14 protein-coding genes and 1 pseudogene are annotated in these 13,439 nt (G+C 64.4%); 11 read left to right on the top strand and 4 right to left on the bottom strand.

From position 1 onward, the window contains the following. Nucleotides 1-68: 68 nt before the first annotated feature. Both AM590_RS00995 and AM590_RS00990 read right to left on the bottom strand, forming a co-directional pair. Entirely contained in the window at nt 69-1,589 is a 1,521-nt protein-coding gene (locus AM590_RS00995) for a methyl-accepting chemotaxis protein (RefSeq protein ID WP_082677625.1), read from the bottom strand. Further along, nucleotides 1,586-1,867, bottom strand: coding sequence for a hypothetical protein (locus AM590_RS00990; protein WP_058825819.1), 282 nt, complete (start codon nt 1,865-1,867; stop codon nt 1,586-1,588). Before AM590_RS00990 ends, AM590_RS00995 begins: the two co-directional genes overlap by 4 nt. A 186-nt stretch (nt 1,868-2,053) precedes the next feature. Between AM590_RS00990 and tgtA the strand changes: the two genes are divergently transcribed. The 3 genes from tgtA to AM590_RS00975 all read left to right on the top strand — a co-directional run bounded on the left by tgtA (nt 2,054) and on the right by AM590_RS00975 (nt 4,331). Further along, entirely contained in the window at nt 2,054-3,598 is a 1,545-nt protein-coding gene (gene tgtA / locus AM590_RS00985; protein WP_058825818.1) for a tRNA guanosine(15) transglycosylase TgtA, read from the top strand. Nucleotides 3,599-3,670: 72 nt separating this feature from the next. Beyond that, entirely contained in the window at nt 3,671-3,946 is a 276-nt protein-coding gene (locus tag AM590_RS00980) for a winged helix-turn-helix domain-containing protein (protein WP_004041883.1), read from the top strand. A gap of 79 nt (nt 3,947-4,025) precedes the next feature. Next, entirely contained in the window at nt 4,026-4,331 is a 306-nt protein-coding gene (locus AM590_RS00975) for a hypothetical protein (protein WP_042662634.1), read from the top strand. 48 nt (nt 4,332-4,379) lie between these two features. Here AM590_RS00975 and epsC read toward each other — a convergent pair whose 3' ends face one another. Continuing rightward, a complete protein-coding gene (epsC, locus tag AM590_RS00970; RefSeq protein WP_058825817.1) occupies nt 4,380-5,243 on the bottom strand; it encodes a serine O-acetyltransferase EpsC in 864 nt (287 codons plus the stop codon). A gap of 254 nt (nt 5,244-5,497) precedes the next feature. On the opposite strand from epsC, the gene AM590_RS00965 reads away from it, so the two are divergent. Together AM590_RS00965 and AM590_RS20295 are read left to right on the top strand one after the other, a co-directional pair. Continuing rightward, entirely contained in the window at nt 5,498-7,477 is a 1,980-nt protein-coding gene (locus AM590_RS00965) for a PGF-CTERM sorting domain-containing protein (RefSeq protein ID WP_172795740.1), read from the top strand. A 328-nt stretch (nt 7,478-7,805) separates the two neighbouring features. After that, nucleotides 7,806-8,000: a hypothetical protein gene (locus tag AM590_RS20295; RefSeq protein ID WP_157575401.1), complete on the top strand. Its 195-nt coding sequence runs from the start codon at nt 7,806-7,808 to the stop codon at nt 7,998-8,000. A gap of 63 nt (nt 8,001-8,063) precedes the next feature. Here AM590_RS20295 and AM590_RS00960 read toward each other — a convergent pair whose 3' ends face one another. After that, complete coding sequence (locus tag AM590_RS00960) at nt 8,064-8,525, bottom strand: hypothetical protein (RefSeq protein WP_058825815.1); 462 nt, start codon at nt 8,523-8,525, stop codon at nt 8,064-8,066. A gap of 132 nt (nt 8,526-8,657) precedes the next feature. Here AM590_RS00960 and AM590_RS00955 point away from each other — a divergent pair, with 132 nt between their 5' ends. The 6 genes and pseudogenes from AM590_RS00955 to AM590_RS00930 form a co-directional block, all read left to right on the top strand. Beyond that, nucleotides 8,658-9,011 (top strand): hypothetical protein, encoded by a 354-nt coding sequence (locus tag AM590_RS00955; RefSeq protein ID WP_058825814.1) that lies wholly within the window; start codon nt 8,658-8,660, stop codon nt 9,009-9,011. Nucleotides 9,012-9,131: 120 nt separating this feature from the next. Next, the gene (gene arcS, locus AM590_RS00950; RefSeq protein WP_058825813.1) at nt 9,132-10,889 is read left to right on the top strand and encodes an archaeosine synthase; all 1,758 of its coding nucleotides are present in this window, start codon (nt 9,132-9,134) and stop codon (nt 10,887-10,889) included. 223 nt (nt 10,890-11,112) lie between these two features. Then, on the top strand, nt 11,113-11,382 hold the full coding sequence (locus AM590_RS00945) for a hypothetical protein (RefSeq protein WP_058825812.1): 270 nt from the start codon (nt 11,113-11,115) through the stop codon (nt 11,380-11,382). A gap of 147 nt (nt 11,383-11,529) precedes the next feature. Further along, nucleotides 11,530-11,838, top strand: a complete 309-nt coding sequence (locus AM590_RS00940) for a hypothetical protein (RefSeq protein ID WP_058825811.1) — start codon at nt 11,530-11,532, stop codon at nt 11,836-11,838. 184 nt (nt 11,839-12,022) lie between these two features. Further along, nucleotides 12,023-12,412 (top strand): hypothetical protein, encoded by a 390-nt coding sequence (locus AM590_RS00935; protein ID WP_058825810.1) that lies wholly within the window; start codon nt 12,023-12,025, stop codon nt 12,410-12,412. A 598-nt stretch (nt 12,413-13,010) separates the two neighbouring features. Beyond that, nucleotides 13,011-13,439: pseudogene (locus AM590_RS00930) on the top strand (hypothetical protein); the annotation flags it as partial.

Genomic DNA, 13,439 nt, shown 5'->3' with positions numbered 1-13,439 from the left:
TCGGCCGTTCGGCGAGTTGGCAGAAAAACGTTCGTCGGGGCCGCTCGGCCGTGCGCGCTGGGCGTCGGTCAGTTCGGGCGGTCGTCGCCGCGTCCGTCCGCCCGCATCGCTCGGTTGGGAGTCGAGGCCGCGGGCGTCGCCGTCTCGCGGCCCGGCACGCCGCCCGCCGCGCGCCCAGAGTCGAACTGCGAGACGAGCGACTTGAGCTGCTGTGCGCGCTCCGAGAGCGACGAGGACGACGCTGCAATCTGCTGGGTCGCGGCCGTCTGTTCTTCGGCCGCGGCGGAGACGTTCTGCGCCTCCGAGGCCGTCCGGTCGCTGAGGTTCGTTATCTCGTCCATCATCGTGACGACCTCTTGGGTCGACTGCGCCTGCTCGTCGGTGGCGCTGCTGATGGACTGGATGGAGTCGTTGCTGTCTTCGATTTTGTGGACGATTTCTTCGAGCACCTCGACCGTTTCGCCGACGGTCTCGCGGCTGGCTTCGACCTCGGCCTGCGTCTCGAAGGTGTCTTCGGCGACGCTCTCGGTCGATTGTTCGATGTCGCGGATGAGCGAGTCGACCTCTTGGGTCGCCTCGGCGGTCTCTTCGGCGAGCGTCTTCACCTCGCTGGCGACGACGGCGAACCCCTCACCGGCGTCGCCCGCGCCCGCCGCCTCGATTGAGGCGTTGAGCGCGAGGATGCTCGTCTTTTCGGCGATGTCGTCGATGAGGTCGACGACCTCGCTGATCTGCGTGACCGACTGCTGGAGTTCTTCGACTTCGGTGACGGTCTCGGTCGACCGCGACTCCAACTGCTCCATCTTCTCGATGGTCGAACCGGCGGCTTCCTGACTCTCCTTGGCGCGCCCGACGGTCTGTTGGGACTGCCGCGCGATCTCCTCGGAGGAGGAGGCAATCTCCTCGATGGTCGCAGAGAGGTTGCTCAGTTCGGACTCCGCGGCGTTGAGGTTCCGGTGTTGCGTCTCGTTGCCCGCCGAAATCTCCTCGATGCTGTTGGCCACGTCCGTGCTCGTCGTCTTCACGGCGTCCGCGCTCGCGGTGACTTCGGAACTCTCGTCGTCGACCTGATCGGCGAACGTCTGTATCTGGACGATGACCGAGTCGATGGCCTCCAACATCTCGTTGAAGCCCCGCCCGATGCGGCGCATCGCGTCGTTCTGGCTCTCGGCGTCGACACGGACGGTGAGGTCGCCGTCGGCGGCCGTCTGCATCGCGTCGCCGTAGTTCTCGGCCTGTCGTTCGAGGTCCGTCGTGAGCGCGTCGAGTTCGCGCCGCCGCTCTTCGGCGTCGTTGACGAGTTCCTTCATGTCCGCGACGATGGCGAGCGTCGCGGTGCCGCCGATTGCGAAGACGGCGACCGTGGCGGTCATCAGCGGCGAGGTCACGAGGTTGAATATCTCGGTGTAGATGCCGAGTTTCTCGAGCGTGAGGCTGACCATCCACAGAATCGCCAGCACGGAGGCGAACGCGTACGTCAGCCAGAACGACGCTTCCGCGTCGGTATCGCGGTAGTTGAGCCACGCCAGCACCGCCGCGCCCATGAACCCGAGGGTTCCGATAGCGTCGAACAGCGCGTCGATTATCACGAGGCGTCACCGCCTTTGATGACGTTTTTCCGGCGGACGTACGCGGCCGCGAAGAACGTGACTCCCGCGAGGCCGATGCCGACCGCGTGCTCGACGAAGTTGAGCACCGACCCGAGGAACAGCGCCTCGACGTTCGTGGCCACGATTCCGATCACGAGCAGGATGTACCCCGCGGCGAACAGCTTGGTCTCGTCTCTGTACTGCGTGATAACCGGTACCAGCCCGACGAGGGCGACGGCGAGCGCGGTTACTTCGAGTGGCGATAAGTCGGCTAACATCTATCCTCTCCGTTGAGCCAATCTCTTTGTAAACTGTTCGCCCAAAAAATCACGTTTGATACCCATGGTGTATATTTTCTAGAATATTTCAACGCATGCGACTATTTCCGGTCGTGCGTCTGTTTTTGGGCGCGCGGCCGACCCGCGAACGCAACCCTTACCGCCGCGCTCGGGAAACGCCACTCCATGCGCGACCACTTCGAACTCCGCGACGGGGACCTCGCCGGCCGTATCGGCCGCCTCTCGGTCCCGCGTGCGGGGGTCACCGTCGAGACGCCGGCCCTCCTGCCGGTCGTCAACCCGAACATCGACACGATTTCGCCCGCGCGGTTGGAGTCCGAGTTCGGCGCGGACATCCTCATCACCAACTCCTACATCATCAAGACGAACGAGCACCTCCGCGAGGAGGCGCTCGACGTGGGCCTCCACGAGATGCTCGACTTCCACGGGGCCATCATGACCGACTCGGGGTCGTTCCAACTCGCCGAGTACGGCGAAATCGACACGACGACCGAGGAGATTCTCCAGTTCCAGCGGGACATCGGCACCGACATCGCCACGCCGGTCGACATCCCGACGCCGCCGGACGTGGCCCGCGAGCAGGCCGAGACGGACCTCGAAATCACCAGGCAAGCCCTCGCCGACGCCGAGGCGGCCGACACGGGAGAGATGCTCGTCAACGCCCCCGTTCAGGGGTCGACCTACCCGGACCTCCGCGAGGAGGCCGGCCGCCACGCCGACGCGACCGACCTCGACGTGTTCCCCGTGGGCGCGGTTGTCCCGATGATGAACGCCTACCGCTACGACGACATGGTCGACGCCGTCGCGGCCGCCAAGCGCGGCCTCGGCGTCGACGCCCCGGTTCACCTGTTCGGTGCGGGCCACCCGATGATGCTCGCGCTCGCCGTCGCCCTCGGCTGTGACCTGTTCGATTCCGCCGCCTACGCCCTCTACGCCCGCGACGGCCGCTATCTCACGGTTCGCGGGACCGAACACCTCGAAGACCTCGAATACCTCCCGTGTACCTGTCCCATCTGCACGGAGTACTCGCCTGACGACCTGCGGGCCGCGGGGTCGAAAGAACAGGAGCAACTGCTCGCCGAACACAACCTCCACGTCACGTTCGCCGAACTCCGCCGCATCAAGCAGGCCATCCGCGACGGCGACCTCATGGAACTCGTCGAGGAGCGCGCCCGCTCGCACCCGGCGATGCTCGACGGCTACCGCGCGCTCCTCGACCACGTCGACCAGCTCGAACGCGAGGACCCCGCCTCGAAGGGCGCGTTCTTCTACGCCTCCAACGAGAGCGCCCACCGCCCCGAGGTCGCGCGCCACCACGCCCGGATGGACCGCTTGACCGCCGAGGGCCACGTCCTCCTCACCGAGGGCGGCATCCCCTCCGGCGACGACTTCGACGCGACGTGGCGGGTCGTCCCGCCGTTCGGCCCGTTCCCGCGGTCGCTCTCCGAGACGTACCCGCTCACCGCCGAAGTCCCCGAGCGACTCGACCGCGACGCCTACGAGCAGGCCGCCCGCGGCGTCTCGCGGCTGGTCGAAGAGAACCCCGACGCGGCGTTCACGCTGGCCCACGACGACTGGCCCGAGTCGGCGCTCGCTCACGTCCCCGAGTCGGTCGAGTTAGAGTCGCTGTCGACGGTCTCCGAGCGGTTGGCCGACGAGCGTGACGAAGCCGACGAGGACGACGACGGTTCGGCGTCGGCTGACGCGTAGACCAGTTCACTCGGTCGCGTCGGCGTCTGTCGGTCGATGCTCTTAGGTTCACCCGACGTATCAACGAACACGATGGAGGCTGTCCTCTGGTACGTGCTCACGGGAACCCGCGGCGGCGAAAACCGTGTGCGTATTCTCAAGACCGTAGAGGAACAGCCGCGAAACGCCAACCAACTGGCCGAGACGCTCGACCTCGACTACAAAACCGTCCGGCACCACCTCGACGTGCTCATGGACAACGACGTGGTCCAGCGGAGCGGCGACGACTACGGCGCGGTCTACCTCCCGTCGCCGCGGTGTCGCGCCAACTGGGAGACCGTCGAGACAATCGTCGAGCGGATGGACTGAGCATGCGAGTCACGGACGCGGTGATTATGGAAAGATTTGGGAAAGCGTATATCAGGATGACGGGGAAAGGAGAGAACGAATGAGTATCTGGGTGGACGTCGCGACGGTCTCCTCGGGCGTCAACGTCGTCGTGCTGCTCGCACTGTCGGCGGTGTGGGCCCGAAACTACCTGACCTTCAGGTCTAAACACGCCGTCGGACTCCTCGTGTTCGGGGTGTTCCTCCTCGCCGAGAACGCGCTGGCGTTCTACATGTACATCCTCGACCCGACGCTCTCGGGGTGGTTCAGCACCGACGTGCCCGTCATCGCGTGGCGACTGATGATGCTGTTACACGTCTTCGAGACGTTCGGACTCGTGTTCCTCGCGTGGATTACGTTCGACTGAAAACACGGTTTTTCCCGCTCCCGTCCGGTTTTTCTCGTTGCCGCCCGCTCAGTCGCGGTGTTTTCGCTCGTGAGTCGGGTGTTCGGAGATAAACACGCTCGTGTGGTCCGGCACGTCCTCGGTGACCCACGAGTTCGCACCGATACTCACGTGGTCGCCGACGGAGACCGCGCCGAGCACCTTGGTCCCCGCGCCGATGACGACGCTGTCGCCGATGTCCGGGTGTCGCTTGTACCCCTTCTTGAGCGAGTGTTCGTCGTCTTCGTCCTCCTCGAAGTGGAGCGCGCCGAGCGTCACGTCCTGATAGATGCGCGCCCACTCGCCGATGGTCGTCGTCTCGCCGATGACGACGCCGGTGCCGTGGTCGATGAAGAAGTAGTCGCCGATGGTCGCACCGGGGTGGATGTCGATACCCGACTCCATCTTCGCGTACTCGGCGAGTTCGCGGGCGTATTCGGGCGCGCCGGCCTCGTAGAAGGCGTGGGCGACGCGGTGGACGATAATCGCCTGCACGCCGGGGTACGACCGGATGATTTCGACGTAGCTCCGCGCGGCTGGGTCGCCCTTGTAGGCCGCCTCGACGTCCTTTTTCAGCATCTCGCGGATGTCGGGGAGGCGTCTGACCACCTCGTCCACGACGGGCGCGGGGTCCTCTTCGGCGTAGGGGTCGATACCGGAGTGACAGAGCGCGGCGAAGTTGGCGACGCCGTCGCGGAGGAGTTCCTCGTCGCCGATCCACGGCCCCGCGTTCCAACAGCGCGGGAACAGGAGGCGCTTGATGAGGTCGACGTCCTCTCGCAGGTGATTCCGCCGCGGGAACGAAAGCGACGTGTCCGTGGGGAAGGGGTCGTCGTCGGCGCGGTAGGACGCCGCGAGCCCGAGGTGCGCGTCGCCCGAGTAGGTGTAGGACATCCGATAGCGATAGTTGGTGGACGAGCGGTATTTAACCCCGTCTCATCGGGCCCGATTCGCCGCCTTCGAACCGCGACTTCCGAGCGCGAATCGATCTCACCAGTCGGCGCGCTCCCGACCGCCGGATAAGGCTTCTGGCCGCCGAAATCGGGCGACTGGGGGCACATCGGGGAGAGATTTGGGTGACAGTTCGGAAAATCTTCTTTTAAATATTCGTCCCCCTCTGAGACATGCGACGCACACTCGCAGTGTTGATGACACTCGTCGTGGTCGTCGGGGGCATCCCGGCGGCCGCAGCGGCACAACAGGAGACTGCGTCCGTCTCCTTCGAGAACCAAGCGACAGGCGGCACGACCGTGACGGTTGATTCCGTCACGCTCCCCGACGGCGGCTTCGTGACGATTCACGACGCCTCCGTCACGGACGGTAACGTCCTCGGGAGCGTCGTCGGTTCGTCGGCGTACCTTGACGCCGGTACCCACGAGAACGTGACCGTCCACCTCGACGAACCCGTCGGTGAGTCCGGCACGTTCGTCGCCATGCCCCACATGGACTCCGACGGCGACCGCGTCTACTCGTTCGTCGCGGCTAACGGCGAGGCGGACGGCCCGTACACGGCTGACGGCAGCGCCGTCGTCGACACCGCGATGGTCAACGCGAGCGCGACCGTCTCCATGTCCGACCAGCCCACGACCGGCGACTCGGTCGTGGTCGACCGCGTCGAACTCTCGCAGGGCGGCTTCGTGACGATTCACGACGCGTCCGTCACCGAGGGTGCGGTGTTCGAGAGCATCCGCGGCACCTCCGCGTACCTGCCCGCCGGCGTCCACGAGAACGTCCGCGTCGAACTGGACGCGCCCGTGACCGAGAACACGACGCTCGTCCCGATGGCGCACATGGACACCGACGGTGACGAGATGTACACCTTCCCCGAGTCGGAAGGCGAGACGGACGGCCCGTACACGGCTGACGGCAGCGCCGTCGTCGACACCGCGATGGCCATGCCCTCCGACACGGCGAGCGTGAACTACACCGCGAAGGCCACCGGCGGCTACTCCGTCGTCGTCGACTCGGCGTACCTGCCCGAGGGCGGCTTCGTGACGATTCACGACGGCACCGTCACCGACGGCGCGGTGTTCGAGAGCATCCGCGGCACCTCGATGTACCTCGAACCCGGCCTGCACCACGACGTGCGGGTCACACTCGACTCGCCGCTGAACGAGACGACCACCGTCGTCCCGATGGCGCACGTCGACTCTGACGGCGACGAGATGTACACCTTCCCCGAGTCCGAAGGCGAGGCCGACGGTCCGTACACGGCTGACGGCAGCGCCGTCGTCGACAGCGGCAACGCGACCGTCTCCGCCAGCGTCGACTACACGATGAAGTCCTCGGACGGCGCGACCGTCGTGGTCGACCGCGTCGAACTCTCCGAGGGCGGCTTCGTGACGATTCACGACCCGTCGCTGTCGGGCGGCGCGGTGTTCGATAGCGTGGTCGGCACCTCGATGTACCTGCCCGCCGGCGTCCACGAAGACGTGGCAGTCACCCTCGACGAGCCGATTCGCTCCTCGCAGGTGCTCACCCCCATGGCGCACATGGACACGAACGGCAACGAGGCCTACGACTTCGTGACCAGCGAGGGCGAGGCCGACGGTCCCTTCACGGCTGATGGCGGCGCGGTCGTCGCCAGCGCCCACACCTCGGTCAACGCGGTCGTGACCGCGATGGCCCAGTCCGGCGACGGCACGACCGTCACCGTCGACTCCGTCACGCTCCACAACGGCGGCTTCGTGACGGTCCACGACGCGACGGTCACCGAGGGTCAGGTCTTCGAGAGCGTCCGCGGCACCTCCGCGTACCTCGAACCCGGCACTCACGAGAACGTCGAAATCAGCCTCGACACGCCGCTTGAGGAGTCCGGCACTATCGTCCCGATGGCGCACATGGACACGAACGGCAACGAGGCCTACGACTTCGTGACCAGTGAGGGCGAACACGACGGACCCTACGTCGCCGCCGGCGGCGCGGTCGTCACGACCGCCGACTACACGGTCGAGGGCATGATGACGGACGAGTCGACCGAGACGATGACCGACGAACCCACGACCGAGATGACCGACGAGTCGATGGAGACGACGAGCGAGTCGTCCACCGACGCGCCCGGCTTCGGCCTCGTCGTGGCCCTCGTCGCACTCGTCGCGGCGGCGCTCGTCGCCGTCCGACGTCGGTAATCCCGCTGACGACGCACCGGTCCACAACCACACAGAGGCACCCTTTTTCGTACGCCGCGCGGGCCAGAAAAGCCACCCCCGCGCGGCACGCGCCCCGCTTTGGGGTTATTTTGCGCTGTCGAGCGTCACAGAGCGTGACGGGCAGTGGTGTCGAATCAAGCGGTGAGTCGAGCGTGTCACGTCTATCTATTTTCACCCTACTCGTAGCGAACTCTCCGACAGGATGCGTTTCCACAGTTTTCGGACAGTACAGCGGAGATTGCCCGGACACAACTCGTGGTTTCGATTCGACATAACGCTTTGATGCTTGAATACCACACCCAGTACAATGCCTGACCGGTCCTCCAACCCCGGCTCGCTCAAATCACGACTGTTGTTCTTCGTCGCTGGATTACTCGTCGCAGTTCTACTGTTTACGTTAGATGTCGGCGGGACGTGGAGTGCCCCCGCAGGTATCCTCGCCTTCGTCCTACTTGGTGAGGCTTACCTCTCGCTCACAGGTGAGCGACCGTCGGGTCGGTAAGCGCCCCTGAGTTCAGCACACCTCCACCAATCCACCAGTAACCGACTGCCTCAACAGATCCGACTATTTCGACTGTTTCATCCGCGCTGCGTAGTCCCACGTATGCAGCCGCTCGGGCCGAATCCGAATCACGACCTCGTCGCGGTCGGGCGAGAGTAAGCGCTCGGCCAGTTCCGAGTCGGTGTCGCCGAGATACCGCGTGATGAGTCGCCGCAGAACCGCCTTCTCCGCGTCGGGTTCGACGGTCGCGGTGCCCCGGCCGCGGACGCCCCGGTACGGCGGGTCGTTGGTCGAGATTTCGAACGCCACGTCGTCGTGGGCGCGGAGGAATCGCACCACATCGGCGTCGGCCGAAGTGGCACACCGGAGTTCGGTCGCCTCGGAGTCCCACTCGTACCACAGCGAGAGCATCCAGAGGTCGTCCGCCGGGGTGCGACACGAGAGTCGGACCGGGACGGTCGCGTCGGCGAGGAAGTCGTCGACGCGGTCGCGTGACCACGGGCCGGTGGGGTCGGAGGCGTTCATAGTGGCTGTTCGGGCGGGGCGGGCTAAATTCGGTAGGCTCGGTGGAAGTAGAGCGGCCGAACTGGTGGGTTCGGTCACCGGCGAGTTCGCTGTGCCACCAGACATAGAAGTGTCTGGACACAAGCACCCGTGATGACGGACACAGACCTCGGCACGGCGGTAATCGTCTACGACGACCCCGACGAGGGAACCGTCGAGAAACGCGTCGAAAACGAGAACATCGCCTACTTTCAGGACCACTGGATCGTGAAACTCGACGAGGACGCCGGCGGCAACGACGTCGTCCGCCGGATTCCGATTCAGCGAGTCCACTACGTCGAGCGCTCTGTCGAGGAGTTCGAGACGGAGGTCAAGACGCTCCGAAACCAGGTCGAGTCGTTCGCGAAGAACCTGCAATCGTCGCTCCTGGGCGGCGGTGACGACGCCGACGCGCGAACGGAAGAGCCCCAGCGCATCGAAGTCGAAGACGATCGGTCGAGCAAGTAATCCGGCTCGTCTCCGCTGTTTTTCGCGTGACTCGCCGTGTACGAAGACGCCCAGCGTCCCGCCCGGCTCGGCGCGCCCGCAGAAGACAAGTTAATTGGCTATCGGGGGCCGAAAGCGGGTATGACCGATTACTTCGAGGTTCACGCCCGCGACGGCGCCGCCCGAATCGGGGAGTTGCGGCTCTCCGAGGCGGTGACGACGCCGGCGGTCGTGGACGACGTGCTCGCGGACGCCGGCAGCCTCTGGGCGACCGAGCGCGAGTTCCCCGACGGCTCCGACGACGTGCTGACCGTGCTCCCCCACCGCTCGCTCCCCGCCGGGAGCGCCGACGAGGTGCGCGAGTCGTTCGCCGTCGACTACCCCGACGTTGACTTCCCCTCGGCCGCCGTCGTCACCGCCGACACGGCCGACGATTACGGTGCTGACGCCTACGTCCTCTCCGACGCGCAGGGCTTCGTCGGCCACGCGCGCGCTTTCCGCGACAACGTCATCGAGGCGAAGGAGAACCTGCCCGCCGACACGGCACTCATGCTCTCGGGCGTCGCCACGCCCCGGAACGTCTCGCTTCTCGTCTACGCGGGCGTCGACCTCGTCGACGAGACACTCGCCCGCGCCCGCGGCCTCGAAGGGTTCTACCTCACGAGCGACGGCGAGTACTTCCTCGAAGACCTCGACGAATTCCCCTGCGCCTGCGAGGCCTGCCGCAAACCAGCCTCGGAGTTCACTCGCGCCGACGCGGCCGACCACAACGCCAACGCCCTGCGCGCCGAACTCGCGCGGGTCCGCCGCCGCGTGCGCGACGGTCGGCTCCGGGACTACGTGGAGGGGCAGGCCCGCCACGACCAGTGGCTGACCGCCCTGTTCCGACGGTTCGACCAGCAGTACAGCTTCATGGAGGAACGGGTCCCCGTCATCCGCGACTCGGAACTCACCGCGGCCTCCGAGGAATCCATCGACCGCGTGGAGATTCAGCGGTTCGCCGACCGCGTGACCAAACGCTACCGGAACCGCTTCGACAACCCGCTCGTGCTCCTGCCGTGCTCGGCGAAAAAGCCCTACAGCGAGTCCCAGAGCCACCGGCAGTTCCAGGAGGCCGTCCAGTACCGCGCGCACATGGTGTCGATGACCTCGCCCATCGGTGTCGTCCCGCAGGAGCTCGAACTCACCTACCCCGCCCAGCACTACGACTCGGTCGTCACGGGCGACTGGTCGGAAGACGAGAAGTCGTTCGTCGCCGAGGTGCTCCGGCGCTACCTGGAGCGCAACGACTACCCGCGAATCATCGCGCACCTCCCGCCGGGCGCGTACACGGAAATCGTCGAGCGCGTCGCCGACGACTTGGACCTCGACGTGGAGTTCACCGTCTCGGAACACCCGACGACGACGGAGTCCATCGGGAACCTCATGCGGACGCTCGACGGCGAACCCAAGTTCACCCGCGAGGAGCGCGAGCACAACGTCGTGAAGGCGCTCGCCGACTACCAACTCGGCCCGGACGCGGGCGACGCGCTCTTTGCCGACGTGGAGTTGGAGATGACGAGTCGGTATCCCAAACTGCAGGTGTGGAACGACGCGGGCGTGCAGTTGGCGACGATGGTCCCGCAGTACGGCGTGCTCTCCTTTACGCTCGAAGGCGCGAAGGTGTGGCGCGACAGCGACGCACCGACGAAGACGGTCGAAATCGACGGCTTCGTCCCGCACGGGTCGGTCCTCGCGCCGGGCGTCGTCGACGCCGACGAGGACATTCGGCCGGGCGACGAGGTCGTCGTCGAGGGACCGAAGGCGTTCGCCATCGGTCGCGCGGAGATGGGCGGCCGCGAACTGGTCGAGTCCACGCGCGGTATCGGCGTCGAGATTCGGCACGTCGAAGAGCGGTGACGCGAACGCGGGTCTGGTGACGCGGCCCCGACTCGCCTCGGAAATCGCAGGACATCTCATCGTCACCGGTCGAAGTTACTTAATTTTGATATACTTATTGCCGTCGTTAACCGCCCCCGAAACGCCAGTAAATGGTACGTATAGTGTGTTTCCTGTCGAACTCGGAATGTCGGAATTATCACGTCGCTATAACTTTAAATAGTATCACGTCCCAACGTGGGCCATGATGGTAGAACGACACGAGGGAGAGCGGTTGGAGTTCGACGAACTCCCCGACGATGGGACGATAGACTGGACGATTACCCAGGCGCTGTTGTCGGCGAGTGACTCCACGTCACGGGCATTGGAGTCGCACTTGTTGCAGGCGCAGTACCACGGTGACGCCGGGGCCGATACGGCGGCGACGGCGCAACACATCGACGATGCAATCGACCGCCATGCGCGGATTATCGAGGACCTGCGCCTCGCACGCGACGCGCTCGAACATCGATAAAACCGAACCCGCCGCCCCTGTCGCCCCTCGCCGCGCGAACCCGACCGCACGCCCTCCCGTTGACATCCTCCCCGCCCTGAAGGGCGGGGTTTTAGCCTTGAATTTCGCATAAGCTGTTTATTTAACAGCGGCTGCGAACAACCATGTATGAAGTTGGCCGTCCCAACTGACTTCGATATCCTCGAGGCACTCTCGGATAGGAGGCGGAACACCGCCGTGAATCTCTCGTATATCCTCGATAAGAACCGTTCGTACATCAACACGCGACTGCCGATTTTGGCGGACTACGGCCTGTTGGCGCGAGTCGGGTCCGCGCCGAACTCCGGGCTGTACGAAATCACAGACAAAGGGCTGGTCATCATCGACAACCGCGACCAGTACCGGACAGACGGCGTCGACTTCGACGCCCTCGTCGAATCCGAACTCAGGGCGCGGACCGACGAGACGAACGCGTAACAGAGCAACGCGCCGCAACCGGAGGTCGGGACGGCTTTCGGAGGCACCCCGGCGCGCTGTTCTCGGTGATGAGTGGCGATGCTGTTCGACCCCGCCGCCCCACCGGCGTCGTGGTGTCGGAGTATGTCCGCACCGTGCTGTGACCGTCGCCGCCTTTTTGCCGCCTTGCCGCCCAGTGCGAGGCATGGATATCGAACCACTCTCGCTCGGCGTTCCGAAGCCTATCATCGACTCGCTTCCGGAGGCCGACGGCACGGCGGCACAGGACATGCAACGCGCCGTCGAGGGGCTCGAAACCCGACTGAACCGGGCCATCGACGGCGCGGAGACGGAATCGGAGGCCGCCGGCTACGTGGTCGACGCGCTCGAACGCCTCGAAGGCCACTACGAGCGCTACGACGAGTTCATCCCGGAACTCCGCGCGTGGGGGCAATCGCCCATCTACGCCATCGCGTGGCGGAACCTCCAAGCGGACCTCATCCTCCAAATCGAGGAGTACGACTGGCTGAAGCCGCACATCGACCGGGAACGAAACCTCCGATTGGTTGAAGACGGTATCAGATTCGGCAAGTAACCAACACACTAGATTTTCTGACTTGGTTGGTCGATTCTCGGCCCGAATAGCGCTTTGGCCGCCTTCAGAAATGCTAAAAGTTCGAATTTCTACTCTGCAGCTGTGCGACCCCACGTTCGCGGCCAGAACAGAGTCTACGACTTTACGAACCCTATGAATAAGACAGAGACTAGCCAATTGAGTTTCCAATTGATTTTTATCGAGAAGAAAATCACACGTCTGTACTCATTTGGATCCTAGCGTATTCTGCACTCTTGTCAATGAATTCTGCGAACGCGATTCCAAGATGCTCATACTATTGTCCATAATAAACAATTCTATCGCTTCAACCTCTACCATAATTCGAGCAGACGAAATTCAATTTCAGATACTCATTGATCTTCTAATACAAAATCTGTCAGTCCATCTGTTCTCGCGAGACAGGAGCATAAGGCTATCTTGTCTTTCGCCCGGAAAGCCCCATACATTAAGTGAACCCCCTGCGAGTTCAAAACAGTGCAACACGTTGGGAACGGGACGCGTTATCGCTCTCGTTCCTGCTCAGTCGCCACCACTTCACGAACTCCCTCGCAATCCATGTTCACACCCATCGGCTAATATGGCAGACCGTGACGATTCGGAGTCGGGAGACTCCGACACCGAGATACAGAACTCGCCGTCGTTATCTGACCTTGCGGACCGCGTGGAAGACGGGACGCCTGCCTCGGATAAATCGGGCGATAGCGCCTCGCCGGCGGGAGAAGAGGGATCGACGACCGACCAGACGCCCTCGAAGCTCTCCGAACTGGCGGACTCAATTCGGCGGAAACAGGGCTCGTCGGCGTCGGACGACAAGGCCTCCGAGTGGGATCTCATCGACGACCTCCCGGACGCCCCCTTCGACGAGGCGAACTTCGACGAGAAGGCGGAGGCGGTGTTCGACCTCGTTTCCGAGCAGTCGGCTCTGGTGAATCGCTGGACAGCGTTGGCTTCGACCGTTAGAACTAGGGAGTTGAAGCGGGAAACCGTCGATGATTCATGTCTAAGA

It is taken from the genome of Haloferax sp. Q22 (assembly GCF_001482285.1).
Taxonomy (GTDB): Archaea; Halobacteriota; Halobacteria; order Halobacteriales; family Haloferacaceae; genus Haloferax.
The sequence above is the reverse complement of the archived record's forward strand: the minus strand, read 5'-3'. Positions and strand labels throughout refer to the sequence as shown.

Excerpts from the sequence above, each read along its gene's own strand:
- AM590_RS00990 (WP_058825819.1), bottom strand. The coding sequence starts at position 1,867 with ATGTTAGCCGACTTATCGCCACTCGAAGTAACCGCGCTCGCCGTCGCC.
- tgtA (WP_058825818.1), top strand. The coding sequence starts at position 2,054 with ATGCGCGACCACTTCGAACTCCGCGACGGGGACCTCGCCGGCCGTATC.
- AM590_RS00980 (WP_004041883.1), top strand. The coding sequence starts at position 3,671 with ATGGAGGCTGTCCTCTGGTACGTGCTCACGGGAACCCGCGGCGGCGAA.
- AM590_RS00975 (WP_042662634.1), top strand. The coding sequence starts at position 4,026 with ATGAGTATCTGGGTGGACGTCGCGACGGTCTCCTCGGGCGTCAACGTC.
- epsC (WP_058825817.1), bottom strand. The coding sequence starts at position 5,243 with ATGTCCTACACCTACTCGGGCGACGCGCACCTCGGGCTCGCGGCGTCC.
- AM590_RS00965 (WP_172795740.1), top strand. The coding sequence starts at position 5,498 with ATGACACTCGTCGTGGTCGTCGGGGGCATCCCGGCGGCCGCAGCGGCA.
- AM590_RS20295 (WP_157575401.1), top strand. The coding sequence starts at position 7,806 with ATGCCTGACCGGTCCTCCAACCCCGGCTCGCTCAAATCACGACTGTTG.
- AM590_RS00960 (WP_058825815.1), bottom strand. The coding sequence starts at position 8,525 with ATGAACGCCTCCGACCCCACCGGCCCGTGGTCACGCGACCGCGTCGAC.
- AM590_RS00955 (WP_058825814.1), top strand. The coding sequence starts at position 8,658 with ATGACGGACACAGACCTCGGCACGGCGGTAATCGTCTACGACGACCCC.
- arcS (WP_058825813.1), top strand. The coding sequence starts at position 9,132 with ATGACCGATTACTTCGAGGTTCACGCCCGCGACGGCGCCGCCCGAATC.
- AM590_RS00945 (WP_058825812.1), top strand. The coding sequence starts at position 11,113 with ATGATGGTAGAACGACACGAGGGAGAGCGGTTGGAGTTCGACGAACTC.
- AM590_RS00940 (WP_058825811.1), top strand. The coding sequence starts at position 11,530 with ATGAAGTTGGCCGTCCCAACTGACTTCGATATCCTCGAGGCACTCTCG.
- AM590_RS00935 (WP_058825810.1), top strand. The coding sequence starts at position 12,023 with ATGGATATCGAACCACTCTCGCTCGGCGTTCCGAAGCCTATCATCGAC.